Below are 26164 nucleotides of genomic sequence, written 5' to 3'. Positions count from 1 at the left end.
ACTGACAAGGATCTATCATGACCAATGCAAGCCTTTCGTTCGAACCCGCCCTCACCGTTTTCATGCTCGTGAAGACGTCGCCGGAGTGGCTCGGCTTTCCCGTCGACCAGCGCTTCGCGCTGCTGGGTGAGCAATTCGCGCCCATTCTGCGCAAGCACGCCGGCAAGGTTGCGCTGCGCTTCTTCGACGTGGAGTTCTACGCGACGCGCGTCACCGATATCTGGATGTGGGATGCGATCGACCACCACGCCTATCAGCTGCTGGTCGAAGACCTGCGGGAAACAGCCTTCTGGGACCGTTATTTCGATATCGTCGAAATTCTGACCGGTGTCGAAAATGCCTATGCCAAGAATTATGGCCGGCCGGTCATTAGCGGATGAGGCGTCTGCCAGGATGACGGCCCAGATGCCGGGCCGGGAATGAGATGTGTGAAGGGGGCGCCGGATCGGCGCCCCTTCCCCATCAGGGCTGCGGCATCTCCGGCGCGCCGGGCGGCATGGCGCCTGGGGCACCCGGACCTCCGCCCTGCTGCTGCATCATCTGCTGCATCTGCATCATCTGCTGGGCCTGCATGACCTCGGCACGGGTTTTGAATTCGAGCAGCTTGATCTCGAACTGAAGCGGCGTGTTCGGCGGGATGACGCCGCCCGGAGGGGGGCTGTCGCCATAAGCCAGCTCGGCGGGGATCCACGCACGGATGCTGCCGCCACGCTTGAGCAGGGTCACCGCCTCGGCAAAGCCGGGGACCAGCGACTGCAGGTCCATCGGCGCGCTCTCATTCTCGTCGAACACCGTGCCATCGGGCAGCGTGCCCTTATAGGCGACGAGCGCAAAATCATCGCGGGTGGGGCTTTCGCCCGACCCTTGCGTGATCATCTGGTAGCGCAGGCCACTGGCAGTATGCCCGAACTGGCGGCTGCCGGCCCAGGCCAGCACCGCCGCAACGGCCAGCACCAGCACGACCGCAAGCCAGAAACGACGAACCGAACCGCGCCGGATGGGCTGCAAGGGAACCGCCGTGACGGACATGGGCCGTGCCTCTTCTTACTGAAACCGGGAGAATCAACAGGGCCGCAAGCGCGGCCCTGAATGCACCTTAACGGGCGCCGTCGCGCTCGGCGCGCTTGCGCTCCAGCTTGCGGGCACGACGGATGGCCGCAGCCTTCTCGCGCGCACGCTTCTCGGAGGGCTTCTCATAGTGACGACGGAGCTTCATCTCGCGATAAACGCCCTCACGCTGCAGCTTCTTCTTGAGCGCCCGCAGCGCCTGGTCGACGTTGTTGTCGCGCACGATGATTTGCATAAGCTCGTCAGTCTCCAGTTCTATCGCTTGTCCGCAGGGACCGGAGCATACTCCGGACGCGGTATCAATCTGCCTAAAATAACATACGCCGCGACAATCTGCCACGGCGGAACGGGCTGCCCTTATCAGGGTGACCTTACCGGATCAAGACCGGAAAGGCTTGGAAAAGGCCACAATCATTGCGGTGTGACATTGCGGATGCGGTCCAGGGCAGGTGGGCCGCGATGCGAGTCGCTGGCGATATACACCTCCAGCGCGTCCACATCCACCGGCCCTTCGGCCAGCACCGGCGCCGGCGCGAACAGCCGCAGGCCATCACCGCCCTGCGCGATGAAATTGTTCATGGCGACCCGATAAGTCCCCTCGTCTCGCAGCGCCGCGCCATTCAGGCGGATGTTGAAAACGCGTGCGCCTGCGGGACGGCTGGCGTCGAACTCATAGCTGAATCCCCTGGAAACGCTGAGGATCGACGGGCGATCGCCACGGGTGAACTGCTGCTCCAGCGCGGCACGGATATCTGCGCCCGAAAGCTGCTTGACGAGCACCACATTGCCGAAGGGCTGCGCGGAATAGAGATCGCCAAAGCGGACGCTGCCATCGGCCAGGGGCGCGATGGGCGCGCGCAGCCCGCCGGGATTCATAAGGGCTAGCTGCGCCCCGCCCCGCTCCGGTGCCTGCACGGAGGCCAGTTGCGCATCGGCGATGAAGTTGCCGAGCGTGCTCTGGCCGCTCGCATCGGCGATCTGGGTCAGGCTGCCGGCCAGCTTGCCGACGACTCGGTCGCTCACGCTAGATGCTGCCGTGCGATAGCGCGCCACGAGTTTGGTCAGTTCGGGTTGTGCGGCCGCTGCTTCCTCGCGCTGCTCCACCAGGACATTCTCAGCCCGCTTGTCGACCAGCCGATGCGCGGCGACATCATAATCGAGCGTGATGCGGGTGAGCAGCGTGCCATATTGACCCGCGCTGGTGGCGAGCGAGGGCCGGCTGGGATCAACCGTGCCATAGCGGCAGACATAGGCCTGATGGGTATGGCCGGAAATCACGAGATCGAAAGCAGGATCGAGCCGCGCCATGATCTGCGGCAGCGGTCCGGAGAGCGAGCCGCAATCGCCGGGATCGCCCTCCCCACCCGGATAGCCGCCTTCGTGGATCAGCAGCACCAATATCTCTGCCCCGGCCTGTTTGAGCGCAGCGACATAGCTGTTCGCCGCCTCCGCCTCATCAAGAAAGCGCAGATTGGCAACACCGCTCGGCGCCACGATCTCCGGCGTGCCCTTGAGCGTGACGCCGACAAAGCCGACGGTCACCGTCTTGCCGCCAGCGAGAGCAAAGCGCTTGAGGCCATAAGCCGGGAACAAGGTCTGCCCATCGGCCTGCTGCACGTTCGCCGCAAGAAAGCCAAAGCGCGCGCCGGGGAAATCGCTCATCACCTGGCAGGGCTGCAATCGTGTAAACTGCGTGCAGCCGCCGGTCTGCATCCGGCGCAGCTCGTCCGGCCCGCGATCGAACTCATGATTGCCCACCGAGTTGAAATCGACGCCGACCGTGTTCATCACGCGGATCGTCGGCTCATCGAGAAAATGGCCGGAGATGAGTGGCGAGGCGCTGATCATGTCGCCGGCGGAGACCACGGCGCTGTTGGGATTCTCGGCCCGCAGGCGGGAGACGGCCTGCGCAAAGTGGATCGCCCCGCCCGCAGCGGTTCGTGGCGCATCGGCTGCGGCGCCCGGTGGAAGCACAGTCTGCCCCACCGTATCGATATGGCCGTGAAAATCATTGAAGGCGATGATCTGCAGCCGCGCAATACTGTCGCCCGCCGGGGATGCGGGCCGCTGCGCCGTCTGTGCGCAGGCGCCGAGCAGAAGAAGGCCAAGCGGCAGGCTGGCGCGGATCATCGAGGAAAATTGCATCGTCACTCGTCCATAGCTGGCGAAAAGCGGGTCTCTGTTAGCAGATGCTCCGGGTCATCGCAGTGACAGCGGCACAGGCCGCCGCCTTTCACTCGACAACCCGCCCTCTCCCGCGCATCATCCAAGCCATCGCCCCACGAGACCCAGGAGGGTCCGGCGCAAGGAGAGAGGATCATGGCCGCAGCCGCCCAAACACACCCAATGAGCGATGCCGAATGGCAGGCCCGCCAGCAACTGGCCGCCTGCTACCGCATCTTTGCGCATATGGGCTGGGACGAACTGATCTATAATCACATCTCGCTGCGCGTGCCGGGCGAAGAGCAGGCGTTTCTCATCAACCCTTTCGGCCTCCATTATTCGGAGGTCAAGGCATCCAATCTCGTCAAGATCGACATTGACGGCAACACGCTGGATGGCAGCCCGCACCCGGTCAACCGCGCGGGCTTCGTGCAGCACAGCGTCTTCCACCGCCATGTGCCGGATGCGCATTGCATCATCCACACCCATACCACGGCGGGCATGGCCGTCTCATCCACGCAGGAAGGGCTACTGGCGACGAACTTCTATGCCGGCTTCCTGATCGGCAACATCGCCTATCATGATTTCGAGGGCGTGACGGTGCGGCCGGAGGAAGGCGCGCGCCTCGTCGCCAATCTGGGTGACAAGCGCTTCATGATCCTGCGCAACCATGGCTTGCTGGTGATGGGCCAGACGTTGCCGGAGGCATTCCTGCGCTATTTCGTATTCGAGCGGGCCTGCGAGATCCAGCTGGCAACGCGGCAGGCCGGCACGCCGCTGATCATCCCGGACGAGGTGCTGGCGGTGCACAAGCGCGACATGTTTTCGGCCATCCCGGCCGAGCGGTTCGGGATGCTCGACTTTGCCGCGATGGTCCGCGTGATCGACCGGATCGACCCTAGCTGGCGCGACTGAGCATTGCTCCGGCACGCCGCTGGTGGCAATCAGGGGCGTGTTTCCGGGAAGATTCTCCATGAAGGTATTGGCAATGGCGGCTGCGATCACCCTCGCAAGCGGAACGACGGCGGCTACGGCAGACACTGTGGCGCAGGACGACCCCTTCCTCTGGCTCGAGGACTGGCATGGCGAGAAGTCCATGGCCTGGGTGGAGGCGGAGAATGCGCGCACCGTGAACGTGCTGCAGAACGACCCGAACTACCCCGGCATGGTGAAGGACGCGATCGCCATCGCCACCGCGACCGACCGCATCCCGATGCCGAGCCTGATCGGCGGGCGCATCTATAATTTCTGGCGGGATGCCGCGCATCCGCAGGGCATCTGGCGGCACACCAGCGCCAGCGAGTATGCGCAGGCCAGCCCGCGCTGGACGACCGCGCTCGATCTCGACGCGCTGAGCAAGGCCGAGGCGAAGAAATGGGTGTGGAAAGGCGCGACCTGCCTAGAGCCGGATGAGCGGCGTTGCCTGATTTCGCTCTCTGACGGTGGCGAGGATGCCACCGACATTCGCGAGTTCGATCTCACCACCGGCACCTTCGTCAAGGGCGGTTTTGCGCTCTCCACATCGAAGCAGGGTGTCGACTGGGTGGATGCCGACACGCTCATCGCCTCGCGCGACTGGGGCGAAGGCACGCTGACGGCATCGGGCTATCCGTTCGTCGTCAAGACGCTGAATCGCGGCGCGCCGCTGAGCGATGCCACAGAGGTGTTCCGCGGTGCGAAGGAGGATGTCGGCGTTTGGCCGGCGGTGCTGAACGATGGCGCGGGTAATCGAGCAGTGATTCTCGTGCGCTCGCGGACCTTCTTCGAGAATGATTACATCCTCGTCACCACTCAGGGCGTGCGCAAGCTGCCGCTGCCGGCGAAGTCCACACTCTCGGGCATGATCGCCGGCCGGGTGATCCTCAAGACCAGCGAGCCTTGGCGCAGCGGCGGCGTGGACGTGCCGACCGGCAGCGCGGTGGCGATCTCGCTCGATGATCTGCGCGCCGAGCGGACGCTGGTGCTCCAAATATTGTTCGCACCGGGCGCCCGGCAATCGGTCGAGCAGGTCGCCACGACCCGCGACCATGTCATCCTCGCCACCACGGACAATGTGCGTGGCCGCGCTGCCGTATTGACGCCGACCGCGACGGGCTGGACATCGACCGCGCTGACCCTGCCCGACAATGCCTCCATCGGCATCGCGGCGGCCAGCGACCGGGACAATGCGGCCTATCTGTCTGTCACCGGTTTTCTTCAGCCGACAACGCTCTGGCAGATCGATGCCGCCAAGCCGGCACCGGTGCAGGTGAAGGCCCTGCCCGCCCGCTTCGATGCGACCGGGCTCGTGGTCGAGCAGTTCGAGGCCAGTTCCACGGACGGAACGAAAATCCCCTATTTCATCGTCCACCGCGAAGGCATGGCGCGCGATGGCAGCACGCCGACGATCATGACGGCTTATGGCGGTTTCGAGGTATCCTACACGCCGTCCTACTCCGCGCTGATCGGCAAGCTCTGGCTGGAACGGGGCGGCAGCTTCGTTATCGCAAACATTCGGGGCGGCGGGGAGTTCGGACCAGCCTGGCATCAGGCGGGGCTCAAGACCAAACGCCAGATCATCTATGATGACTTTGCTGCCGTCGGCCGGGATATCTTCGCGCGCAAGCTCTCCAGCCCCAAGAAGTTCGGCATCTTCGGCGGCTCCAATGGCGGGCTGCTGATGGGCGTGGAGTTCAATCAGCATCCCGAGCTTTGGAATGCCGTGGTCATTCAGGTGCCGCTGCTGGACATGCTGCGCTTCGAGCAGATCGCCGCCGGGCCGAGCTGGGTCGATGAATATGGCAGCGTTTCGGTGCCGGAGGAAAAGGCGTTCCTCGAGACGATCTCGCCTTACCATAATGTGGTGAAGGGCAAGGCCTATCCCGAGCCCTATATCTGGACGACGACCAAGGACGACCGCGTCGGCCCCCAGCACGCCCGCAAGTTCGCGGCGCGGCTCAAGGATTATGGCATCCCCTATCTCTTCTACGAGGATACAGCAGGCGGCCATTCGGGCGATGCGGACATCGAGCAGAGCGCCCGGCTGAAGGCGATGGAAATGGTCTACTTCACCCGCAAGCTCGTCGACGGCAAGTGACGCGGGGCCGATGACCAAGTTCACCGTCAACGACCGCCCGGTCGAATATAAGATGGACCCGCAGACGCCCTTGCTGTGGGCATTGCGGGACGCCTCCAATCTCACCGGCACCAAATATGGCTGTGGCACGGGCGACTGTGGCGCCTGCACAGTCGACATTGACGGTCTCGCGATCCGCTCCTGCCAGGTCACGATCGCCGCGATGGAAGGCCGGTTCGTCACGACCATCGAGGCGCTGTCGCCCGATCGCAGCCATCCTGTGCAGCAGGCCTGGGCAGCGCAGATGGTGCCGCAATGCGGTTACTGCCAATCCGGCATGATCATGGCGGCCTCCGTGCTGCTGCGCCGGAACAGCAACCCGACCGACGCGCAGATCGACGGGGCGATGACCAATATCTGCCGCTGCGGCACCTATCCCCGCATTCGCGAGGCGATCAAGCAGGCGGGGCGCATCATGCGTGGTGAAGAGCGCGTGGCGGCTGCGCCTGCACCGGGCATCGCGCCAGCAGACGCCGCGCGCCATGTGCCTGCCATGACCCCGCCCAGTGACGAGCGCTCGACGGCCGATTGAGCGTCCCGCTGCGAGACAAGCTTTCGCATCGCTGTCAGCAATGTTCAGCATGACGACAGCGGCCTTGTCGTAAACACATCCTTAATGGCGAAGAACCGCCTGCTTTGAGGATGTAACCACGATGAGCCGTCTTTTGACCTTCGGCCTGCTGGCTTCCACCATGCTGGCCACAGCGCCGGTTGCTGCGCAGGAGCGCAGCGCCAACCGGGGCGACTGGATCCGTAACCAGAACCAGCAGCAGCAATCCGCCCCGCGGCAGGATGGCGGCGATCGCCGGCGTGACTGGTCCGGACAGCGCGGTGGACCGTCGCGCGGGGACGGCATGCGCCCGCAGCCGGCTCCGCAGCCGCGCGCGCCCTCTACGGTGACCACGACCCGCGTCGCGCCGTCCGATGCGCCCCGCCCCAATTGGCAGGACCGTCGCGCACCCGACCAGGCCGGCCGGCCCGACAGGCCCGAGCAGCGCGAGCGTCCCCGCGATCAGCCGCGCAGCTGGAATGACACCAGCCGGAACAATGCCAACTGGCGTGACGATAACCGCCAGCAGGCGGAGAACCGCGCCGAATGGGAACGTCGCCGCGAGCAGGCCAATCGCGATGGCAACCGCACCGACTGGCGGGACCGCGACGATGCGCGCCGCTGGGATGGTCGCCGCGACAATGACTGGCGACGCAATGACAGCACCAGCCGGGACCGCGCCGACTGGGAACGGCAGCGCCTGAACGAGCGCCAACGCTGGGCCGACCAGCGCCGCTGGGACAATCGCTGGCGCAACGACCGGCGCTATGACTGGCAACGCTACCGTACGCAGTATCGCTCGGTCTACCGCATGCCGACCTATTACGCGCCCTATGGCTGGAACTACGGCTACCGCCGCTTTTCGATCGGCATCTACCTGAACGACATGCTGTTCGGGCGGAATTACTGGATCAGCGATCCCTATGAGTACCGCCTGCCGCCCGTCTACGGCTCGCTGCGCTGGGTGCGCTATTATGACGATGCGCTGCTGGTCGACACCCGCGACGGCTATGTCGTCGATGTGATCCACGACTTCTTCTGGTGAGCGGGTCGGCGCCCGCACCAAGCCCTTCCTGAGCGGCCTTCAGGAAAGACTGGGCCGGTTCCCGCTTCGGCAGGGGCCGGTCCTTTTTTGGGTGCGAGCGCACCGCCTCCCCTTGCTAAGCCCGGGATCGGGATGGCAGGAGACAGGCATGAAGCAAGATTGGCCAGATGACGCGGAACTTCCCTCGCAAGCCCGCGCGGAGATCGGGGTCCGCGTGCGCCAGCGCCTCTCCCGCAACCCGATGATCAGCCGGGTGCAGACAGAGCGGGCCGAGATGTTCCTGCGCCACGGACTGGTGACGCCCAAGGAATGCACCGAGCTGATCGGCAAGATCGATGCCGGGTGCAAACCCTCCAAGCTGTTTTCCGGCACCGAGTCGGGGTACCGCACCAGCAGCAGCTGCAATCTCGATATGTACGATCCGCTCGTGGTCGCGGTGACGAAGCGCATCGACGCGCTGATGGGCATCGAAGGCGACTATGGCGAGCTGCTGCAGGGCCAGCGTTATTACGAGTCCCAGCAATACCAGCTCCATTGCGATTATTTCCCCGCGAAGGTGCACTATTGGCCGGCGATGCGGGCGACCGGCGGACAGCGCTGCTGGACGGCGATGGCCTATCTGTGCGACGTCGAAGCGGGCGGCGAGACGCAATTTCCGCGCCTCGGCGTGACCATTCCGCCCCGCACCGGCACGCTGCTGATCTGGAACAATATGACCGCGGACGGCAGCCCCAATTACGATACGCTGCATGCTGCCCTGCCCGTTACCAAAGGCGCCAAATATGTCGTGACCCGCTGGTATCGCGAGCGCCCGTGGGAACCGCGCAATAAACCGTGACTCCGGGTTCAGCCACGCGGGGCACCTCAGACAAATTGCGACACTTATGAGCGAAAGCTGACACAGGCGTTCGCGCGCCATTCAGCCCGTCGAGCCGATAAGGATCAGGCGACCAAGGCCGCAGAACGAGGCGCCTGGCCGGCACTGAAAGGAGTGTCACATGATGAAAAAGTTTCTGCTCGGCGGGCTTGCAGCCCTCACCCTCATCCCCACCACCGCGATGGCCCAGCCCTATCATGCCCAGGACCGGCAGGATGTGCGGGAAGCTCGTCGCGATGTGAACGACGCCCGGCGCGATGTTCGCGATGCCAAGCGTGACCTGCGCGACGCCCGCTGGGACTATCAGCGCGAGGTGCGCGACTATAATCGCGAGCGCCCGTGGCGCGCGGCCCCGTTCAAATATCAGAACTTCAAGGCAGGCGTTACCATCCGGCCCGTCTATTACGGCCGCAGCTATGTCGTGAATGACTGGCGCCGCTTCCACTGGGATGCCCCCCGTGCGAACCAGGTCTGGGTGCGCCATTATGACGACGCGCTGCTCGTGAATACGCGCACCGGCAGGGTCGTGAAGGTGATCCACAACGCCTTCCGTTACCGCTGATCACGCGTCCCTTTTCGGGATAAGAATGAAGAGGGCCGCGCCGACATTCGGCGCGGCCCTTTTTATGCGCCCGAGCATGCTTCCGCGCGATGAAACGAGCCGGTCGAGCGTTGTGGTGAACGGCGCACGGCGCTACGCATCCATGCATGCGATCTTCTGATAGACCTTCCCGGAAAGGATCTCCCATGTTCCGCGCCCAGCGCCTTACCCGCAGCCTCTCGTTGCTGCTTGCCGCCACCGCTTCCGCCACGCCATTGCTGGCCCAAACGTCTGCGGCGCAACCTGCCGGACACACTGCCTCGAGCGAGGATCAGCGCCTGACCGCGCTGTTCGCCAGCGCAAACGAGGCCACGCTCGCCAACAACCCGCTCGACGCGCTGTTTCGGGGTGATATGCGCCATGCCGACCGCATGGGCGATTATATCAGCGACGCCTATTTCGCGACCGAGCGCAAAATCGCGCAGGACAATCTCGCCGCTCTCCACGCAATCAACCGCGACCGGCTGAACGCCCAGAACAAGATCGCCTATGACGTGTTCGAATGGGAAGTGCAGGACAAGCTGACGAAACTCAGCCCGCCGCTGGTCAACATCAGCGCGGTCATCCCGATCAATCATTTCACGGGGCTGCACACCTTCTACCCGACCCTGTCGTCCGGCAAGGGCGCGGCGCCGTTCAAGACGCTCGCCGACTATGAGAACAACCTCAAGCGTCACAAGGACTATGTGCGCTATCTCGACCGCGCCATCGGGCGGTTCCGCGAGGGCATGGCGAGCGGCGTTGTCGAGACGAAGCTGACCATCGGCAATACGATCTCTCAGTTGGACGCCCTGCTGGCCCAGCCTGTGGACGAGTCGCCCTTCTACCAGCCGGTGAAGGATTTTCCCGAGGACATCGCGCCGGCTGACCGGCAGCGGCTGACCAAGGCCTATCGGGACGCGCTGATCAACGAGATCAACCCCGCCCAGACGCGGCTGCGCGACTTCCTGAAAGCGGACTATCTGCCGGTGGCACGCGAAGGCGTTGGCCTCAGCGCCATGAAGGGTGGCGCGGAGCTTTATGCCGCGCTGGTCAAGAGCATGACGACGCTGCCGCTCACGCCGGATTATATCCATAACCTCGGCCTCTCGGAAGTGGCGCGCATCCGCAGCGAGATGGAACAGGTGCGGGACGAGGTGGGATTCAAAGGCACGCTCGGCGCCTTCTTCACCCATTTGCGCGACGCCCCGGAATTTCACCCCAAGTCCCGCGAGTGGATGACGGAGGAATTCTACCGCATCGGCAAGATCGTCGATGAGAAGGTGCCGAGCCAGTTCTCGACGCTGCCCAAGGCCAAGCTGGAAATCCGGCCGTATCCGGAGTTCCGCGAGAAGTTCGAGGCTGGCGGCTCCTACGAGAATGGCACGCCCGATGGCACGCGCCCCGGCGTCTTCTACTTCAACGCCTATGACCTGCCCTCCCGCAGCATTCCGGGCATGACGACGCTCTATCTGCACGAAGGCGCGCCGGGCCATCACTTCCAGATCAGCCTCGCGCAGGAAAATGCCAGCCTGCCCGACTTCATCCGCTTCGGCGGCAACACGGCCTATGTCGAAGGCTGGGCGCTGTATGCCGAGACGCTGGGCTATGATTTCGGCCTGTTCAAAGACCCTTATCAGCGCATGGGCCATCTTGACGACGAGATGCTCCGCGCGATGCGGCTGGTGGTGGATACCGGCATCCACGCCAAGGGCTGGACCCGCGATCAGGCCATTGCATACATGCTGGACAACAGCTCAATGGGGAAGACGGACGCCACCGCCGAGGTCGAGCGGTACATTGCCATGCCGGCCCAAGCCCTCTCCTATAAGATCGGCGCGCTGACCATCCAGCGGCTGAAGAAGAAGGCGCAGGCGGCGCTTGGCGACCGGTTCGACGTCAAGGCCTTCCACGATCAGGTGCTGATGACCGGCGCGCTGCCGATGAGCGTGCTGGAGCGCAAGATCGACAATTGGATTGCCCACGCCAAGGCCCGGTAATCGGCTGCGACCTGTGTGCACCCGGTGGCCCCGCCCAAGCGAGAGCCACCGGGATTGACGGCGATGTCGGCCCCAATCACTATTGCAATTCGTTCGCAATAGCATATCCTGCCAGCCTTCATTCTGCTGGAAGGGGTCGCCATGACCAGGGATTTATCCGCTCTTTTCGCCTTTCGGGACCTGCGGTCCTTTCCGTTGACGGCCATGCACCTCATCATGGCCGCGCGGCTGTGCATTATCTACAGCCAGTCAGGCCGTGATCCTGTGCCGGACCTCGCCGTCCGCTTGCGGTCCATGGATGCCGCCCGGCGCGTCATTCTGCTCGTGCGGGGATTGCAGGAGGGCTGGCCCGAGCATTTCCTCGTGCATCGCCCCTGCGCGATGACGCTCAGCCCTGACGAGGCGCTGCTTGGCGATCTGGCGGTGACGGCGATACAGGGCGACGAGGCGGAAGCCACGCGCCTGCTGCGCGAGACGCTGCCCTGCGATGTCACGCATTTCCTCTTTCACCAGACCGTCGCAGCCGTGGCGGCGATCCGGTCCGCACAGTTGCAGCCGCATCGTCCCGCGAATTGATGCGGCTGCTGAACGCGGGGAACGTTGGAGGGTAGCTCCCCCCTGTTCTGCCGATTATGCGGCTGCCAGATCCAGCGCCTGGGCAATCAGCTTGCGGCTGTTTGCAATGCCATAGAGCGCGATGAAGCTGCCCATGCGCGGCCCCTGCTGGGCGCCGAGCAAGGTCTCATAGAGCGCCTTGAACCAGTCGCGCAGCTGCTCGAAGCCGTAATGCGGGTCCTTGCCGATTTCGTAGACGATATTCTGGATGTCTTCGGCCGAGGCGTCGTCCGGCAAAGCGGCGAGCTGGGCATCCAGTTCGCGCAGGGCCAGCGCTTCGTTGGACTCCGGCGCGCGGCGCTTGAGCGTGGGGGCGACAAAATCGCGATTATAGGCCAGCGCATTACGCACGAGGCCGGCGACGCGCGGATAGCGCTCCACCGAGGCATCGGGCGCGTAGTTGCGCAGATAGGCCCACACCTGATGCTCGGTCGCATCGGCGCCCATGACGCCGACCAGATTGAGCAGCAGGCCATAGGTCACCGGCAGCGGATCGTCCGTCACCTGTCCGCCATGGACATGGTGGACGGGATTGCCGAGGCGCTTGTCCACGGCCTGCGTGGCATAGGCGGAGCGGAACTGCTCATAATCATCGACCGCGCGAGGGATGACGCCGATGTGCAGCGACTTGGCTGCCTTGGGCTCGCGATAGATATAGAAGGCCAGGCTCTCTTCCGAGCCATAGGTCAGCCACTGCTCGATGCTGAGGCCATTGCCCTTGGACTTGGAGATCTTCTCGCCCTTCTCGTCCAGGAACATCTCGTAGTTGAAGCCCTCGGGCGGACGTCCGCCGAGCGCACGGGCGATCTTTGAGCTTTGCGTGACGCTGTCTATCAGATCCTTGCCGGCCATTTCATAATCGACGCCCAGCGCTACCCAGCGCATCGCCCAGTCGACCTTCCACTGCAGCTTGGCGCCGCCGGAGAGGATGCTCTGTTCGATCGTCTCGCCTTCGTCCTCGAAGCGGACGATCCCGGCATCGGCATCGACCACCTCGACCGGCACCTGCAGCACGATGCCGCTCTTCGCGCTGATCGGCAGCACCGGCGAATAGGTTGCCTGCCGCTCCTTGCGCAGCGTGGGCAGCATGATGTCCATGATCGCCTGATAGTTGCGCAGCACATTGCGCAGGGCGTCATCGAACTGGCCCCCGCGATACATGTCCGTCGAGGAGACGAATTCGTAATCGAAGCCGTAGCGATCCAGGAACGCCCGCAACATCGCATTATTGTGGTGTGCGAAGCTCTCGAACTTCTCGAACGGATCAGGCACTTGCGTCAGCGGGCGGCCGAGATGCTCGGTCAGCATCGCCTGATTGGGGACATTATCCGGCACCTTCCGCAGCCCGTCCATATCATCGCTGAAGGCAATGAGCCGCGTGGCCGCGCCGGTCATTTCCTCATAGGCATGGCGGACCATGGTGGTGCGCTGCACCTCATTGAACGTGCCGATATGCGGCAGGCCCGATGGGCCATAGCCGGTCTCGAAGAGCATCAGCGCACCCCTCGGCTTGCCCTGCGGATAGCGCTTGAGCAGCTTGCGCGCTTCTTCATAGGGCCAGGCCTTGGAGACCTTCGCGGCCTCCCGCAGTTGAGCGGCATAATCAGCATCAGTCATGCGGCGAGCCTCTAGCGCCAAGAGCGCGCGCGCAACAACCAAAAAGGCCGGAGAGCAAAAAACAGAAATGCGACGAAACGAAAATTTTACCAATTGGTGTAAGACATCGTGAACGTCCGCCGGAGACGCAAAACCCCTGGGGAGGGGAGAATCGGGTGGGCTTGTGTGGGAGTCTCACCGTGGACCATAAGATCGACCGGCCGCAGCGCGTCTGCGTCCAAGTTCCTGTTATCATAACGACCGTGCTCGACGTGCAGGAGGCCACCTTGGTGGACCTGACCGAAGATGGCGGCCTGATTTCAGGATGCAGCCTGAGCGAAGGCACACGCTTCCAGATCGATTATATGAGCGAGACGATCTATGCCCAGTCCATCTGGCATGAGGTTGACCGCACCGGCTGCCGATTCATTTTCCCGCTAAGGGATGGCGCGCTCTATCAGCATCTCGAACTGGCCCGATCAGCCCTTTTCCCGGAAAGTGCGGCCTTCGCGGATGTGAGCGCTAGCCCAATCCGCGGTTTTGGGCGCCGCCTCGCCTGAATTCGGCCTACCTCAACATTCCTCGCCGACCAGCCGCCGGCCGTTGCGCCGGACCGGGGGGCCCGACTCGGGCTGAAGAATCTTGAGCAGGGCAAGCGCGAGCCGGACTTCCATGAAATCATCACCCTCGCCCGTGGCCACGCGCTGAGCCTCGTCGGCAAAGCCGCTCTCGCGCAGATGCTGCGCTGCGGCCTTGCGAGCCAGATCGATGGGGGCGGCCGTCACGGCCGGTCGCCCGAAGGCGCCACCAGCGGACCATCCGCGCCATAAGGGCGCCAGGGTTGCGACACCCGCCCTTCCCGCGCCTTGAAGAAATACTGGCTGCAGATCAGCCAGCCCTTGAGCGGCCGCAATGGCAGGATGCAGGTCGCAAGCACCAGCGGCAGGGTGGTGACCAGATGCAGCCACAGCGGCGGATCGGCCTTCACCTGCAGCACGAGAGCGAAAACGACCGCAGGCACGCAGGCGAAGCAGATCACGAAGAAAGCGGGGCCATCGGCCGGCTCGGCATAATCATATGAGAGCCCGCAGACCTCACAGGAGTCGCGGATCGTCAGGAATCCCTTAAATAGCCGGCCCTGCGCGCAGCGTGGGCAGCGGCCGCGCAACCCGGTGCGCACGGGGTCATGCCGAGGCCCGTTTTCTTGCTCTTGCGTGGTCAGGTTCGACACGGCGATTGCTCCATTTCCTTTCGCAATCAGATAGGCGATATGTAGGCATCATCCTACCATACATAAAGCGGGCGCTTGCCATGCAGAACTGGGTTGCCCTGATCCGCGCCGAGAAATTCCGCGCGGACCATGGGCCAAAATATGCGGCCATTGCCGATGCCCTGCGCGGCGCGATCCACTCCGGCGAGTTGCGACCCGGCGAACGCCTCCCTGCGCAGCGCGATCTGGCGGCGCAGCTCGGCGTGGACCTGACGACGGTGACGCGCGCCTATACGCTGGTGCGCGAGGCCGGGCTGATCGAAGGCGCCGGGAAACTCGGCAGCTTCGTGCGCAACGACATCGCCCTGCCCCGCTTTGGCGAAACCGCGAGCGACCGGGGCATGAATGTGCCACCGCAGCCGGGCTTCAACCTGCTGCCACAGGCGATCCACCATGGCATGGCCAGCCTGCTGCGTGCCGGTCGCCATTCCCCGATCCTCCAATATCAGCCGAGCCTCGGCAACATCGCGGAGCGCGCGCAGGGGGCTGAGCGGCTGGCGGCGGCGGGCTTACCGAGCGAGGCGGACCAGATCGCCATCACGGCAGGCGCCCAACATGCCCTGCACGGGCTGGTCCATAGCATTTTCGAGCCGGGCGACCGCCTGTGCTGCGCGCCGTTCATCTATCCCGGCATGATCGCGCTGGCGCGGCGACGGGGTCTGGTGTTGACGCCCGTCGCTGTCGATGACGAGGGGCTGGTGCCGGATGCGCTGGACGCTGCCCTGCGCGAGGGCGCGCGCACCGTCTATATCACGCCGACCAATGACAATCCCACCTGCATCACCATGGGATTGCGGCGGCGGGAGGAGATTGCCGCCATCATTGCCGCGCATGGCGCGACGCTGATCGAGGACGACGCCTATGGGCAGCTCTGCCGCGCCGCCCATCCGCCCTGCGCGGCGCTGATCCCGGCGCAAAGCTGGTATATCGCCGGCACGTCCAAGCTCATCTCGCCGGTCTTGCGCGTCGCGCATGTTCGCGCGCCCTCCGCAGAGCAGAATCTGCAATTTGGCGCGGCGCTGGGCGACAGTGCCGTGATGGCGCCGCCGCTGAACGTCGCGCTGGTCAGCCACTGGCTGCGCGAGGGGCTGTTCGGTGCGCTGATCGATGGCGTGCGGGCGGAAGCGGTCACGCGGCACCGGCTCGTGACGCGCCATCTCGGCGGCCTGCCCTACCGGATGCAGCCCGAGGGTTACCATCTCTGGCTGGACCTGCGCGATGCCAGCGGACGGGCGCCGGATATCGACGCGCTGATCGGTGTGCTGGGTGGCATGGGCCTTTCTGCCGTGGCCGGCAGTGCGTTCGCCGTTGAAGATGGCGCGTCCACGCATATGCGCCTGTCCGTCGGCGGCGCGCTCGACCATGGGGCGATCGAACGTGCGCTGCGACACCTCCGGGACCGACTAAGGCGCTGAGCCCCACCCCCCGGCCGGCGGTTATGCGGTAAAATAACCGAACGGCGCGTTCCCCTTATGGACCAAGCACGCTATGGCTGCTGGGTGTCCCCATCCGATCCGATCCTGCCGGGCCTGCCACCGGCGCTCCATGCCAGCCATGCCGGCATCTGGCTGACCGATGGCAGCGGCGAGCAGACCATCGGGCTTGGTCGCGGACAAGCCCTTGCGCGCGCCGCGGATACGCCGCTCCTGCTGGTCAATGCGCCCTTGCTGGGATCGCGACTGGGCTATGCGGATCTCTCTGGCCTCGATTTGCTGGAGCTATTTGCCTTCCTCTTCCCCGCCCAGTTCGTGATTCCCACAGTTGCGGGGCTCGCCCGGGCCATGGGCCTCGCGCCGCCGGCCAGCGATGCCGAGGCGGCCCGGCTCATCCCGCAGATTGCCAGCTCCATGCTCGGCTGGACTGTGCGGGCCGACTGGGCGGAACGTGAAGGCGCCTGGACCAGCCTCAATCAGCTCGAGCGGCTGCGCTGGAGCTGGGCGCCGCTGCTGCGCCCGCGCATTCGCCAACCGGCTGAGGCCGAGCGATGGCTGTTTACGCGCCTGCCGCAATGGGAGGAGCAGGCGCCCCGCCCTGCCCCGCGCCCCGTGACCCTCGACGAGGCGGATGTGCTGGCGCGCCTGCGCAGCCTGACCGGCAGCGGCGCCGAAACGCGGCAGGGCCAGCGCGATTTCGCCGCCGCCGCGTCCGGCAGCTTCGCGCCCCGGCCGCGTGAGGACACGCCCAATGTGGTGCTGGCGCAGGCGGGCACCGGCATCGGCAAGACGCTCGGCTATCTCGCGCCCGCAACGCTGTGGGCCGAGCAATCCGGCGGGACGGTGTGGATCGCCACCTACACCAAGGCCCTGCAGCGCCAGCTCGACCGCGAGACCCGGCGCCACTATCCGGACGATGCCGCCTTCCGCCGTCATGTCGTCATTCGCAAGGGGCGGGAGAATTATCTCTGCCTGCTCAACCTGGAAGATGCCCTGCAAGGCGGCTTCGTCGGGCGCGCGGCGGTGCTGGCGCAGTTTGTGGCGCGCTGGGCGGGCTACACGCGCGATGGCGACATGGTCGGCGGCGATCTGCCGGGCTGGCTGATGGCCCTGTTCCGCCGCGCGGGTGCGACAGCGCTCACCGACCGGCGCGGCGAGTGCATCTATGCAGGCTGCCCGCATTTCCGCACCTGCTTCATCGAGCGGGCGACCCGCGCCAGCCAGAATGCGGACATTGTAATCGCCAATCACGCGCTGGTGATGATCAACGCTGCGCGCGGGCGGGAAGCCCAAGGCACGCCGACCCGGATCGTCTTCGACGAGGGGCACCATCTGTTCGATGCAGCGGATTCGACCTTCGGCGCGGCACTGACCGGGCGCGAGGCGATCGAACTGCGGCGCTGGATCATGGGGCCGGAAAGCGAGCGCAAGGGGCGCCGGCGCGGCCTCGCCGCCCGCCTCTCCGATGTCGCGAGCTATGACGAGGAAGGCGCCGAGGCCATCGACGCCGCACGCAAAGCCGCACGCGCCCTGCCGGGCGAGGACTGGCTGCGCCGCGTCGTCGAGCATGGCGCCGAGGGTGCCATCGAGGCGGTGCTCGCCGCCGTACGCGACACCGTCTACGCGCGCGCAGAGCGGGACGGACGCGACACCGACCCTGGCTATGGGCTGGAAGTGGACCTGAGCGAAGCGGACGGCGCACTGATCGATGCAGCGACCGATGCCGCGCGCGCCCTTGAGGCACTGCTGGGGCCGCTCCAGCGGCTGGGCAAACGCCTCGTCGCCGTCATTGAGCTTGCGCCAGACTGGCTCGATGGCCCGGCGCGCGCCCGAATCGATGGCGCGATTTCCGCCCTTGGCTGGCGGTGTGATCTGCTGCGCGCCTGGATTGCGCTTCTGCTGCGCGTCGGCGGGCCGCCCGAGCCCGCCTTTGTGGACTGGCTGGCGGTAGATCGCGTCGAGGGCAAGGAATATGACATCGGCCTGCACCGCCACTGGCTGGACCCGACCAAGCCGCTGGCGGAGACGGTGATGCGCCCGGCCCATGGCGTGCTCGTCACGTCGGCGACCCTGCGCGCCGGCGGCGATACCCAGACGGCCGTCGAGCGATCGGGTGCGGTGCACCTCGGCCGCGCGCCGCAGTGGTTCGAGGCGGCCAGCCCCTTCGACTATGCGCGACAGAGCGAAGTGCTGATCGTTACCGACATCAAGCGCGGCGACCTACCCGCGCTGGCCGGTGCCTATGCGCGGCTGATCGAGGCGGCGGGCGGCGGGACGCTGGGACTGTTTACGGCGATCCGCCGGCTGCGCTCCGTGCAAAAGCGCATTGCCGATCGGCTCGCCCGGGCCGGGCTGCCGCTCTATGCGCAGCATGTCGACCCGTTCGACCCCGCAACCCTGATCGACATGTTCCGGGACGATCCCCGCGCTTCCCTGCTCGGTACGGACGCGCTGCGTGACGGCATCGACGTGCCGGGCGATTCGCTGCGGCTGGTGGTGATGGAAGGCGTGCCCTGGGCCAAACCCTCGGTCCTCCACGCGACGCGGCGGCAAGCCAGTGGTGAGCCGACCGCCTATGATGATCGGCTGGTCCGCGCCCGCCTCGCCCAGGCATTCGGGCGGCTGATCCGCCGGGGTGACGACAGCGGCCAGTTCGTGATGCTCTCCTCGGCCATGCCCAGCCGATTGTTGAGTGCTTTTCCACCCGATGTCCCCATCCTGCGCATTCCGCTCGATGAAGCCATCGCTCGCGTGCGCTCCCGCCTTGGTTCCTCGGCCGATATCGGGCAGAGACCGCTGGACGGATCTTATGAGACTAGGGTGTCCACCAAGGAATGAAGACGGTTATCGTTCTGCGCCATGCCAAGTCTGACTGGAGCGATGCCGCGCTGCGCGACTTCGACCGCGGGCTGAACGGCCGCGGCGAGCGCGCGGCAGCCGTGATGGGCCAATGGGCCGCCGGTCACGGCGTAACCTTCGAGACGATCATCGCATCGCCCGCCGTCCGCGTGACGCAGACATTGGCACGTTTTCGTGACGCTTATGGCCCCTGCCCCGAACCCATGCGGGACATGCGGCTCTATCTGGCTTCTGCCGGAACCATAGCAGAGGTGTTGAGCGAAACCGCGCCGGACCGGGCCTCGGTTCTGTTGGCCGCCCACAGCCCCGGCCTTGAGGATTTCATCCTGACGGCCAGCGGCCAAGAGCGGCTGGCCGGACTGCGCGCATCCGTCGAAACGAAATTTCCGACCGCCGCCATGGCCGTGCTGACCTTCGATGTGGCGGATTGGGCGGACCTCGCCAGCGGATTCGCTCATGCGGCGACGCTCGAAGCCTTTGTGCGGCCACGCGATCTGGATCCGAGTCTGGGACCGGATCAGCGCTGAGTCGGAAGCGCAGACAGGCCGCTCAACCCGGGTTGAGCGCCTCTTCGAGATTGTTGCGGATGACCCTCAGCCTTGCGATCACCGTGGAGATGTCCGGCGAGGCCGGCGAGCGCGGGCGGACCGGCTGATCGACGGCCGTCCCTGAAAACAGGTCGTCCATTGCCGTCCGTGTCGGACTGGAGCGCTCGTCGCTCGCTGCCTGTGCAAGCGCTTGCACGACCCGCTCAGCGGGTTGCGCTGCGCCTGCCTCAGCGGAGGAAGGCGCCGAGGTCGTCTTGCGCGCGCCGGCCAAGGCCCGCTGCGCACCCGGCACAGTAAAGCCTTCCTCGTTCAACAGTCGATGAATCCGACGCGCAAGTTCCACGTCAGCGGGCCGATAATAGCGGCGATTACCAGATCGCTGGAGCGGACGAAGCTGCGGGAACCGGGTCTCCCAGTAGCGCAAGATATGCTGCGCCACGCCCAGTTCACGAGCAAGCTCTCCAATCGTCAGAAACGCGCCGTCATCTTTGGCCATGCCTTATTCTGCAACGAGATAGGCGAGCGGGTCAATCCGCGACCGACCGCACGAGCCCATCACGCGACAGTCGGCAGTGAGATATTCAGGCGCCGGCGACGCGTTCGCGCAGCGTCTGGCTCGGCCGGAAGGTGAGAACCCGCCGCGGCGTGATCGGCACCTCGACGCCGGTTTTCGGATTGCGCCCGACGCGCTCGTTCTTGTCGCGCAGCACGAACGTCCCAAAACCGGAAATTTTGACATTCTCGCCTTGCTCAAGTGCCTCACTCACAAGGTCGAGCACCTGCTCGACAATCTGCGCGGATTCAGACCGCGAGAGGCCGATCTGGCGGTTGAGCCGATCAGCGATCTCAGCGCGGGTCAACGTGTCTTCTGAACTCATTTCGCCCCCAAATAACGAAACCAAGCGCGCCCTGTCCCCCAACAGGCCACATCGCCGTCTCTGCGGCAGAAACTCTTACAATGCAATCGGCAAGAATCGAAACAAGCCGCAGTTATTTCGCGATATTATTGAAAAATAAGATTATCAGAACACGGGCTAAAACCGCAGGGCGCTGGCGCCCCAGGTAAAGCCGCCGCCCATCGCTTCCAGCACGAGGAGATCGCCCCGCTTGATGCGCCCATCCCGCACGGCGGTATCGAGCGCCAACGGGACCGACGCGGCCGAGGTATTGGCATGCTGATCGACGGTGACGATCACCCGCTCCGCTTCCAGGCCCAGCTTGCGCGCCGTGGCATCGAGAATGCGGGCATTGGCCTGATGTGGGACCACCCAGTCGATATCCTCGACTGCGATATCGGCCGCCTCGAGCACTTCGCGGAGAACCTGCGCAAGGTTGACGACCGCGTGGCGGAAGACGTCCTGCCCCTTCATCCGCAGCTTGCCGACAGTTCCGGTGGTCGAGACGCCGCCGTCGGTATGGAGCAGGCAGTTATGCCGGCCATCTGCGTGGAGGCGACTGGCGAGAATGCCCCGCCCAGTCTCCTCATCGGTATCCTGCCCGCGCAGCAGCACCGCGCCTGCACCATCGCCGAACAACACGCAGGTGCCGCGATCTTCCCAGTCGAGCAGCCGGCTCATCGTCTCCGAGCCGATCACCAGCGCGGTCTTTGCCGCGCCACCACGGATCATGTTGTCCGCGACAGTCAGCGCGTACAGAAAGCCCGAGCATACCGCTGCCACGTCGAATGCGACGCAATCATTGATGCCAAGACCGGTCTGAACGCGCGTGGCAGTCGCCGGGAAGGTCTGATCGGGCGTCGTGGTCGCCAGAATGATGAGATCGACCTCGGTGGCCGGGACATTAGCGGCCTGCAGCGCCTTGCGCGCCGCCTCGACCGCAAGCGTGGAGGTCGTTTCGCCCTCCCCGGCCAAATGGCGAGCATGAATGCCGGTCCGCTCGACGATCCACTCGTCGCTCGTGTCCACTGTCTGCGCCAACTCATGATTGTCGACACGGCGCCGGGGCAGGGCGGACCCGGTCCCTTCGATCACGGACCGCAAGGTCATTTGGCGACCAGTTCCTCTTTTCCAATAGGCCCAACGCGGGCGATGTCCTGCGCGATGCGGGCACTCAAATCTTCCTCCACCAGCCGCGCGGCGACGTGGACGGCATTGGCGATGCCCTTCTCGTCGGCACTGCCGTGGCTCTTCACCACCATGCCGTTAAGGCCAAGGAAGACGGCGCCATTATGATTGTTGGGATCAAGATGCACCTTGAGCAGGTGCAGCGCCGGCTTGGAGAGCAGGAAACCGGCCTTGGAGCGCAACGAGCTGGTAAAGGCACGGCGCAGCACGTCGGTTACGAACCGGGCGGTGCCTTCAGCCGTCTTGAGCGCAATATTGCCCGCGAAGCCCTCGGCGACGATGACATCCGCATCGCCCGAGCCGATCTTGTCGCCTTCGATAAAGCCATCGAAGCGGAGCGGCAGGCCGATGCCCTTGCGAAGGACCGCAGCGGCATCGCGAATTTCGTCAGTGCCCTTCAAATCTTCGGTGCCGATGTTGAGCAGGCGCACACGCGGCATCTCGAGATCGAGCACGACACGGGCATAAGCGGCGCCCATGACCGCGAATTCAACGAGATTGCGCGCATCGCACTCGGTGTTGGCACCAAGATCGAGCATGACGACATCATTGTCGCCGAGCGTCGGCAGGAATGCAGCCAAGGCTGGCCGGTCGATCCCCGGCAGCGTGCGCAGGGCGAGCTTGGCGATTGCCATCAGAGCGCCGGTATTCCCGGCGGAGACGGCAGCCTGCGCGTCGCCGTTCTTCACAGCCTGAATCGCCAAGCCCATGGAGCTCTGGCGGGACTGGCGGATCGCCTGACTGGGCTTGTCGCCCGCGTTCACCACCTTGTCGGTGTGAACGATTTCAGCGGCCTGCGAGAGATTGGGGTGGTTGGCGAGCGCGGCACGAATCCGCGTCTCATCACCAAAGAGCAGGAATTGCAGCCCTTCATGCCGACGACGCGCCAAGGCGACGCCCGCGATCATCACGCGGACGCCCTCGTCACCGCCCATCGCATCAATCGCGATCCGCGGCGTCTTCACAGCATGATTCCCCGGTCGGGCCTCAGGCGCCGATCGCGACGATTTCGCGGCCGTTATAGTGCCCGCAAGCGGTGCACAGATTGTGGGGGCGCTTCAGCTCACCACAATTGGGGCATTCCTGATAGGATTCCACGCGCAGCGAGTCATGGCTGCGACGCATGCCGCGCTTGGACGGCGAAGTTTTTCTCTTTGGGACAGCCATGAGGGCACCTGTCTAAAAAACGCAAAACATCAATAACGGGTTCGCTTGCCTGGCCGCCTGCAAAGGCGTCTTGGCGGCCACAGAGGACCGCGGCCAACCGAGAGCCGGGCGTTCGCGAGAGTGAGCGCCTATAGCGCTTTTTCCTGATGGTGCAACCGATTCATTGGACAAACTGGGCGCTTGCGGGACCGAACCGGACATTGGGTAATAGGAAGGCCGCATCGCGCCATCAGTCGCGCACGCCCGTGACGCTGTCGCCGACAAAGGGGTTGCTTGCCCGCTCATGCGCAAAGCTGCTGGGCTGGCCATGGCCCGGCACGAAGATCGTCTCACCACCCAGCGGCCAGAGCTTGCGCGTAATCGAGGCGATCAGATCCTCATGATTGCCAAGCGGAAAATCGGTGCGGCCGATGGAGCCCTGAAAGAGGACATCGCCTACAATGGCGAGCTTTGACGGGCCATGATGAAACACGACGTGACCCGGCGTGTGGCCGGGGCAATGGATGACATCCAGCACCAGCTCGCCGACGGTGACCGTGTCCCCATCGACCAGCCAGCGCGTCGGCTCGAACGGCTCGCCGGGTACGCCCCAGCGCTTGCCATCATCATCCAGCCGCGCGATCCAGAAGCGATCATCCTCATGGGGCCCCTCGATAGGCAGGCCCAATTCCTTGGCGAGCACGCCGGCCTGTCCGCAATGATCGATATGACCGTGCGTCACGAGCAGCTTCTCCAGCGTCACGCCGGCATCCGCCACCGCCTTTTTGAGCCGCGCCAGATCGCCGCCGGGATCGACCAGCGCGCCGCGCATGGTTTTGGTGCACCAGATGAGCGAGCAATTCTGCTGGAGCGGCGTCACCGGGATCATCGCGGCGCGCATCGGGGGATTTTGTGGATCGGCAGTCATGGGCCTTGATCTGGCAGTCGAACCCGCTCGGCGCAAGGGTAGCGCGGGGCAGCGGCGTTCAGGACGCCAGCATCTCCTCGACCCATGCCGGCACGAGCTGGCTCGCCGGGCCGAGGCGGGATTCATCGAACCAGGCACTGCCTTCTGACGGTTCGAGATTCAGCTCCAGCGTGCGCGCGCCGTAGGCCTGCGCCATGCGGACGAACCCGGCGGCCGGATAGACAGCGCCCGACGTGCCGATCGACACGAACACATCGGCACGGGCCAGCGCCGCTTCGATCCGGGCCATCTGATAAGGCATCTCTCCGAAAAACACGATGTCGGGCCGCAGCGCGGGCGCGCCGCAGGTAGGGCACGCCGCGGCAGGCGGGAGAGGGCCGGTCCACGGCAGGCGATGATCGCACGCGGCGCACAGCGCGCTGTTCAACGCGCCATGCATATGGAGGAGGTTGCGCGAGCCGCCCCGCTCGTGGAGATCATCGACATTTTGCGTCACCAGCAAGAGCTCGCCGGGCCAATGCGCTTCCAACCGAGCGAGCGCCTCATGTGCGGGATTGGGCACGACGCGTTCCAATGCGGCGCGCCGCATATCATAGAAGCGATGGACCAACGCAGGATCGCGCGCCAGCGCTTGAGGCGTGCAGACATCCTCGATCCGATGCTGTGCCCACAGGCCATCTTCCGAGCGGAAGGTCTCCAAGCCGCTTTCTGCCGAAATGCCGGCGCCGGTGAGGATGACAAGTGCGTTCGAGTCTGGCATCGGCGCGATGAGACAGATTTGGGGCGAAGGACGCAAGCATCATGACGGCGATCGGCATCTTTGGCGCGCGGGGGCGCATGGGTCAGGCGATTGCTGGGGTTGCGGCGGATGCCGGGATTGCGGTGGCCGGCGGAACGGACAGTCAGCCGGGCGGGAGCATCGGCGCAGAGGGCGCGGCGATCACCAGCGACGCGGTGGGTCTTGCAGACAGCGCGGACGTGCTGATCGACTTCTCGGTGCCCGGCGCGCTGCAGGCGCATCTCGATGCCTGCGTCGCGGCGGGGAAGCCGCTGCTGATCGGCACGACCGGCCTGGAAGCGGCGCATCACTCCGCCATCGACCGCGCGTCGGCGCAGATCGCGGTGCTGCAGACGGGCAATACCTCGCTCGGCGTCAATCTGCTGGCTGCGCTCGTTCAGGAAGCGGCCGCGCGACTGGGCGACGATTGGGACATCGAAATTCTGGAGATGCATCACCGCCACAAGGTGGACGCTCCTTCCGGCACAGCGCTACTGCTCGGCGAAGCGGCGGCGGCCGGGCGCGGGATCAGCCTTGCCGAGCATAGCGCGCGGGGGCGCGACGGGGTCACTGGCGCGCGCAAGGCCGGCGACATCGGTTTTGCGGCGCTGCGGGGCGGATCGGTCGCAGGCGATCATCTTGTGGTGCTGGCAGCCGATCAGGAACGGATCGAGCTGGGTCACCGGGCCGAAAGTCGCATCATCTTCGCCCGTGGTGCGGTGAAGGCCGCGCAATGGCTGATCGGCAAGGCGCCGGGGCGATATGCCATGGCGGACGTGCTGGGGCTGTAGGTCTTGAGCCGCCAGCGCATTCTCAACCGCGACCAGATTTTTACGCTGTTCTCGCGGCTGGCGGAGCATAATCCCGAGCCTCGCACCGAGCTGGACTATGGCAATGATTTCCAACTGCTGGTGGCCGTCGTCCTCTCCGCGCAGGCGACCGATGCAGGCGTCAACAAGGCGACGCGGCGGCTGTTCGAAACGGTGAAAACGCCGGCGGACATGGTGGCGCTCGGCGAGGAGGCGCTCAAGGAACACATCAAGACTATCGGCCTGTTCAACACCAAGGCCAAGAATGTCATCGCGCTCTCGCAGACCTTGGTGGAGACCTACGGCGGCGAAGTGCCGCGCGACCGGGACGTGCTGACCACCCTGCCGGGCGTGGGGCGCAAGACAGCCAATGTGGTGATGAACACGGCATTCGGCGAGGAAACCTTTGCGGTCGATACCCATATCTTCCGGGTCGGCAACCGGACAGGACTGGCGCCGGGGAAGACCGTACTCGCCGTCGAGAACGGCTTGGAAAAGCGCGTCCCCCAGCCCTTCCGGCGCGATGCCCACCACTGGCTGATCCTGCATGGCCGCTATGTCTGCAAAGCCCGCAAGCCCGAATGCTGGCGCTGCATCATCAACGATGTGTGCCTGTTCAAGGACAAGACGCCGGAACCGTGATTTTACCATATAGGCAAATTTAATCTGTCCTACAGCACGTCTCCGGTGGCTTAAGGGG

Annotated in this window: 27 protein-coding genes and 1 pseudogene; 15 read left to right on the top strand and 13 right to left on the bottom strand. The window is 65.0% G+C overall.

Annotated elements, in window-relative coordinates:
• Positions 1-17 precede the first annotated feature (17 nt).
• Positions 18-380 carry a darcynin family protein gene (locus tag M2334_RS05875; RefSeq protein ID WP_264604990.1) on the top strand — a complete coding sequence of 121 codons (363 nt, stop codon included), beginning with the start codon at positions 18-20 and terminating at the stop codon, positions 378-380.
• An 82-nt stretch (positions 381-462) separates the two neighbouring features.
• Here the strand turns inward: M2334_RS05875 and M2334_RS05870 are convergent, their stop codons facing one another.
• The 3 genes from M2334_RS05870 to M2334_RS05860 form a co-directional block, all read right to left on the bottom strand.
• A complete protein-coding gene (locus tag M2334_RS05870) occupies positions 463-1029 on the bottom strand; it encodes an FKBP-type peptidyl-prolyl cis-trans isomerase (protein ID WP_264575371.1) in 567 nt (188 codons plus the stop codon).
• Positions 1030-1096: 67 nt separating this feature from the next.
• On the bottom strand, positions 1097-1303 hold the full coding sequence (gene rpsU, locus M2334_RS05865) for a 30S ribosomal protein S21 (protein WP_181560196.1): 207 nt from the start codon (positions 1301-1303) through the stop codon (positions 1097-1099).
• A gap of 176 nt (positions 1304-1479) precedes the next feature.
• Entirely contained in the window at positions 1480-3213 is a 1734-nt protein-coding gene (locus M2334_RS05860) for a bifunctional metallophosphatase/5'-nucleotidase (protein WP_264604989.1), read from the bottom strand.
• A 174-nt stretch (positions 3214-3387) separates the two neighbouring features.
• Between M2334_RS05860 and M2334_RS05855 the strand changes: the two genes are divergently transcribed.
• The 8 genes from M2334_RS05855 (at position 3388) to M2334_RS05820 (ending at position 11974) form a co-directional block, all read left to right on the top strand.
• Entirely contained in the window at positions 3388-4146 is a 759-nt protein-coding gene (locus M2334_RS05855; RefSeq protein ID WP_264594166.1) for a class II aldolase/adducin family protein, read from the top strand.
• A 58-nt stretch (positions 4147-4204) separates the two neighbouring features.
• Positions 4205-6307, top strand: coding sequence for a prolyl oligopeptidase family serine peptidase (locus M2334_RS05850; protein ID WP_264604988.1), 2103 nt, complete (start codon positions 4205-4207; stop codon positions 6305-6307).
• Between the two features lie 10 nt (positions 6308-6317).
• A complete protein-coding gene (locus M2334_RS05845) occupies positions 6318-6878 on the top strand; it encodes a (2Fe-2S)-binding protein (RefSeq protein ID WP_264594164.1) in 561 nt (186 codons plus the stop codon).
• 121 nt (positions 6879-6999) lie between these two features.
• Entirely contained in the window at positions 7000-7941 is a 942-nt protein-coding gene (locus tag M2334_RS05840) for an RcnB family protein (RefSeq protein ID WP_264594163.1), read from the top strand.
• A 148-nt stretch (positions 7942-8089) separates the two neighbouring features.
• A complete protein-coding gene (locus tag M2334_RS05835; RefSeq protein ID WP_264594162.1) occupies positions 8090-8779 on the top strand; it encodes a prolyl hydroxylase family protein in 690 nt (229 codons plus the stop codon).
• Positions 8780-8939: 160 nt separating this feature from the next.
• Entirely contained in the window at positions 8940-9380 is a 441-nt protein-coding gene (locus tag M2334_RS05830) for an RcnB family protein (protein WP_181560201.1), read from the top strand.
• Positions 9381-9565: 185 nt separating this feature from the next.
• A complete protein-coding gene (locus tag M2334_RS05825) occupies positions 9566-11398 on the top strand; it encodes a DUF885 domain-containing protein (RefSeq protein ID WP_264604987.1) in 1833 nt (610 codons plus the stop codon).
• A gap of 141 nt (positions 11399-11539) precedes the next feature.
• Positions 11540-11974 (top strand): hypothetical protein, encoded by a 435-nt coding sequence (locus M2334_RS05820; RefSeq protein WP_264594159.1) that lies wholly within the window; start codon positions 11540-11542, stop codon positions 11972-11974.
• Positions 11975-12028: 54 nt separating this feature from the next.
• On the opposite strand, the gene M2334_RS05815 is transcribed toward M2334_RS05820, so the two are convergent.
• On the bottom strand, positions 12029-13630 hold the full coding sequence (locus M2334_RS05815) for a lysine--tRNA ligase (protein ID WP_264604986.1): 1602 nt from the start codon (positions 13628-13630) through the stop codon (positions 12029-12031).
• A 179-nt stretch (positions 13631-13809) separates the two neighbouring features.
• On the opposite strand from M2334_RS05815, the gene M2334_RS05810 reads away from it, so the two are divergent.
• The gene (locus tag M2334_RS05810) at positions 13810-14169 is read left to right on the top strand and encodes a PilZ domain-containing protein (RefSeq protein WP_264604985.1); all 360 of its coding nucleotides are present in this window, start codon (positions 13810-13812) and stop codon (positions 14167-14169) included.
• A 12-nt stretch (positions 14170-14181) separates the two neighbouring features.
• Here M2334_RS05810 and M2334_RS05805 read toward each other — a convergent pair whose 3' ends face one another.
• Complete coding sequence (locus M2334_RS05805) at positions 14182-14394, bottom strand: hypothetical protein (RefSeq protein ID WP_264604984.1); 213 nt, start codon at positions 14392-14394, stop codon at positions 14182-14184.
• Positions 14391-14831: a DUF983 domain-containing protein gene (locus tag M2334_RS05800; protein ID WP_413716458.1), complete on the bottom strand. Its 441-nt coding sequence runs from the start codon at positions 14829-14831 to the stop codon at positions 14391-14393. Before M2334_RS05800 ends, M2334_RS05805 begins: the two co-directional genes overlap by 4 nt.
• 89 nt (positions 14832-14920) lie before the next feature.
• Between M2334_RS05800 and M2334_RS05795 the strand changes: the two genes are divergently transcribed.
• The 3 genes from M2334_RS05795 to M2334_RS05785 are packed head-to-tail and all read left to right on the top strand — an operon-like array spanning position 14921 to position 19698.
• The gene (locus M2334_RS05795; RefSeq protein WP_264604983.1) at positions 14921-16294 is read left to right on the top strand and encodes a PLP-dependent aminotransferase family protein; all 1374 of its coding nucleotides are present in this window, start codon (positions 14921-14923) and stop codon (positions 16292-16294) included.
• A gap of 57 nt (positions 16295-16351) precedes the next feature.
• The gene (locus tag M2334_RS05790) at positions 16352-19150 is read left to right on the top strand and encodes an ATP-dependent DNA helicase (RefSeq protein WP_264604982.1); all 2799 of its coding nucleotides are present in this window, start codon (positions 16352-16354) and stop codon (positions 19148-19150) included.
• Positions 19147-19698, top strand: coding sequence for a SixA phosphatase family protein (locus M2334_RS05785; RefSeq protein ID WP_264604981.1), 552 nt, complete (start codon positions 19147-19149; stop codon positions 19696-19698). The genes M2334_RS05790 and M2334_RS05785 overlap by 4 nt, the downstream gene beginning before the upstream one ends.
• Positions 19699-19984: 286 nt before the next feature.
• On the opposite strand, the pseudogene M2334_RS05780 reads toward M2334_RS05785, so the two are convergent.
• The 7 genes and pseudogenes from M2334_RS05780 to M2334_RS05750 all read right to left on the bottom strand — a co-directional run.
• Positions 19985-20215 (bottom strand): annotated as a pseudogene (locus tag M2334_RS05780) (MerR family transcriptional regulator); the annotation flags it as partial.
• A gap of 85 nt (positions 20216-20300) precedes the next feature.
• On the bottom strand, positions 20301-20597 hold the full coding sequence (locus M2334_RS05775) for an integration host factor subunit alpha (protein WP_264570883.1): 297 nt from the start codon (positions 20595-20597) through the stop codon (positions 20301-20303).
• 156 nt (positions 20598-20753) lie between these two features.
• Positions 20754-21725 carry a beta-ketoacyl-ACP synthase III gene (locus M2334_RS05770; RefSeq protein WP_319801055.1) on the bottom strand — a complete coding sequence of 324 codons (972 nt, stop codon included), beginning with the start codon at positions 21723-21725 and terminating at the stop codon, positions 20754-20756.
• Positions 21722-22768: a phosphate acyltransferase PlsX gene (gene plsX, locus M2334_RS05765; protein WP_264570884.1), complete on the bottom strand. Its 1047-nt coding sequence runs from the start codon at positions 22766-22768 to the stop codon at positions 21722-21724. Before plsX ends, M2334_RS05770 begins: the two co-directional genes overlap by 4 nt.
• 22 nt (positions 22769-22790) lie before the next feature.
• Complete coding sequence (rpmF, locus tag M2334_RS05760; RefSeq protein WP_181560213.1) at positions 22791-22970, bottom strand: 50S ribosomal protein L32; 180 nt, start codon at positions 22968-22970, stop codon at positions 22791-22793.
• A 229-nt stretch (positions 22971-23199) separates the two neighbouring features.
• Positions 23200-23877, bottom strand: coding sequence for an MBL fold metallo-hydrolase (locus M2334_RS05755; RefSeq protein ID WP_319799446.1), 678 nt, complete (start codon positions 23875-23877; stop codon positions 23200-23202).
• A 58-nt stretch (positions 23878-23935) separates the two neighbouring features.
• Positions 23936-24637 (bottom strand): NAD-dependent deacylase, encoded by a 702-nt coding sequence (locus M2334_RS05750; protein WP_264604980.1) that lies wholly within the window; start codon positions 24635-24637, stop codon positions 23936-23938.
• A gap of 41 nt (positions 24638-24678) precedes the next feature.
• Here M2334_RS05750 and dapB point away from each other — a divergent pair, with 41 nt between their 5' ends.
• On the top strand, positions 24679-25446 hold the full coding sequence (gene dapB, locus M2334_RS05745; RefSeq protein ID WP_264604979.1) for a 4-hydroxy-tetrahydrodipicolinate reductase: 768 nt from the start codon (positions 24679-24681) through the stop codon (positions 25444-25446).
• 3 nt (positions 25447-25449) lie between these two features.
• Positions 25450-26106, top strand: coding sequence for an endonuclease III (gene nth, locus M2334_RS05740; RefSeq protein ID WP_264594150.1), 657 nt, complete (start codon positions 25450-25452; stop codon positions 26104-26106).
• Positions 26107-26164: the final 58 nt, after the last annotated feature.

The sequence above is a fragment of the Sphingobium sp. B11D3D genome (assembly GCF_025961755.1).
Taxonomy (GTDB): Bacteria; Pseudomonadota; Alphaproteobacteria; order Sphingomonadales; family Sphingomonadaceae; genus Sphingobium.
This window is presented reverse-complemented; position numbering and strand designations above follow the sequence as displayed.

What these genes read in the sequence shown, in the direction of transcription:
- M2334_RS05830 (WP_181560201.1), top strand. Translation starts at nt 8,940, where the DNA reads ATGATGAAAAAGTTTCTGCTCGGCGGGCTTGCAGCCCTCACCCTCATC.
- M2334_RS05855 (WP_264594166.1), top strand. Translation starts at nt 3,388, where the DNA reads ATGGCCGCAGCCGCCCAAACACACCCAATGAGCGATGCCGAATGGCAG.
- rpsU (WP_181560196.1), bottom strand. Translation starts at nt 1,303, where the DNA reads ATGCAAATCATCGTGCGCGACAACAACGTCGACCAGGCGCTGCGGGCG.
- M2334_RS05755 (WP_319799446.1), bottom strand. Translation starts at nt 23,877, where the DNA reads ATGACTGCCGATCCACAAAATCCCCCGATGCGCGCCGCGATGATCCCG.
- M2334_RS05860 (WP_264604989.1), bottom strand. Translation starts at nt 3,213, where the DNA reads ATGCAATTTTCCTCGATGATCCGCGCCAGCCTGCCGCTTGGCCTTCTT.
- M2334_RS05840 (WP_264594163.1), top strand. Translation starts at nt 7,000, where the DNA reads ATGAGCCGTCTTTTGACCTTCGGCCTGCTGGCTTCCACCATGCTGGCC.
- M2334_RS05870 (WP_264575371.1), bottom strand. Translation starts at nt 1,029, where the DNA reads ATGTCCGTCACGGCGGTTCCCTTGCAGCCCATCCGGCGCGGTTCGGTT.
- M2334_RS05815 (WP_264604986.1), bottom strand. Translation starts at nt 13,630, where the DNA reads ATGACTGATGCTGATTATGCCGCTCAACTGCGGGAGGCCGCGAAGGTC.
- M2334_RS05795 (WP_264604983.1), top strand. Translation starts at nt 14,921, where the DNA reads ATGCAGAACTGGGTTGCCCTGATCCGCGCCGAGAAATTCCGCGCGGAC.
- M2334_RS05775 (WP_264570883.1), bottom strand. Translation starts at nt 20,597, where the DNA reads ATGAGTTCAGAAGACACGTTGACCCGCGCTGAGATCGCTGATCGGCTC.
- M2334_RS05825 (WP_264604987.1), top strand. Translation starts at nt 9,566, where the DNA reads ATGTTCCGCGCCCAGCGCCTTACCCGCAGCCTCTCGTTGCTGCTTGCC.
- dapB (WP_264604979.1), top strand. Translation starts at nt 24,679, where the DNA reads ATGACGGCGATCGGCATCTTTGGCGCGCGGGGGCGCATGGGTCAGGCG.
- M2334_RS05770 (WP_319801055.1), bottom strand. Translation starts at nt 21,725, where the DNA reads ATGACCTTGCGGTCCGTGATCGAAGGGACCGGGTCCGCCCTGCCCCGG.
- M2334_RS05835 (WP_264594162.1), top strand. Translation starts at nt 8,090, where the DNA reads ATGAAGCAAGATTGGCCAGATGACGCGGAACTTCCCTCGCAAGCCCGC.
- M2334_RS05820 (WP_264594159.1), top strand. Translation starts at nt 11,540, where the DNA reads ATGACCAGGGATTTATCCGCTCTTTTCGCCTTTCGGGACCTGCGGTCC.
- M2334_RS05845 (WP_264594164.1), top strand. Translation starts at nt 6,318, where the DNA reads ATGACCAAGTTCACCGTCAACGACCGCCCGGTCGAATATAAGATGGAC.
- rpmF (WP_181560213.1), bottom strand. Translation starts at nt 22,970, where the DNA reads ATGGCTGTCCCAAAGAGAAAAACTTCGCCGTCCAAGCGCGGCATGCGT.
- M2334_RS05850 (WP_264604988.1), top strand. Translation starts at nt 4,205, where the DNA reads ATGAAGGTATTGGCAATGGCGGCTGCGATCACCCTCGCAAGCGGAACG.
- M2334_RS05875 (WP_264604990.1), top strand. Translation starts at nt 18, where the DNA reads ATGACCAATGCAAGCCTTTCGTTCGAACCCGCCCTCACCGTTTTCATG.
- M2334_RS05785 (WP_264604981.1), top strand. Translation starts at nt 19,147, where the DNA reads ATGAAGACGGTTATCGTTCTGCGCCATGCCAAGTCTGACTGGAGCGAT.
- M2334_RS05750 (WP_264604980.1), bottom strand. Translation starts at nt 24,637, where the DNA reads ATGCCAGACTCGAACGCACTTGTCATCCTCACCGGCGCCGGCATTTCG.
- M2334_RS05790 (WP_264604982.1), top strand. Translation starts at nt 16,352, where the DNA reads ATGGACCAAGCACGCTATGGCTGCTGGGTGTCCCCATCCGATCCGATC.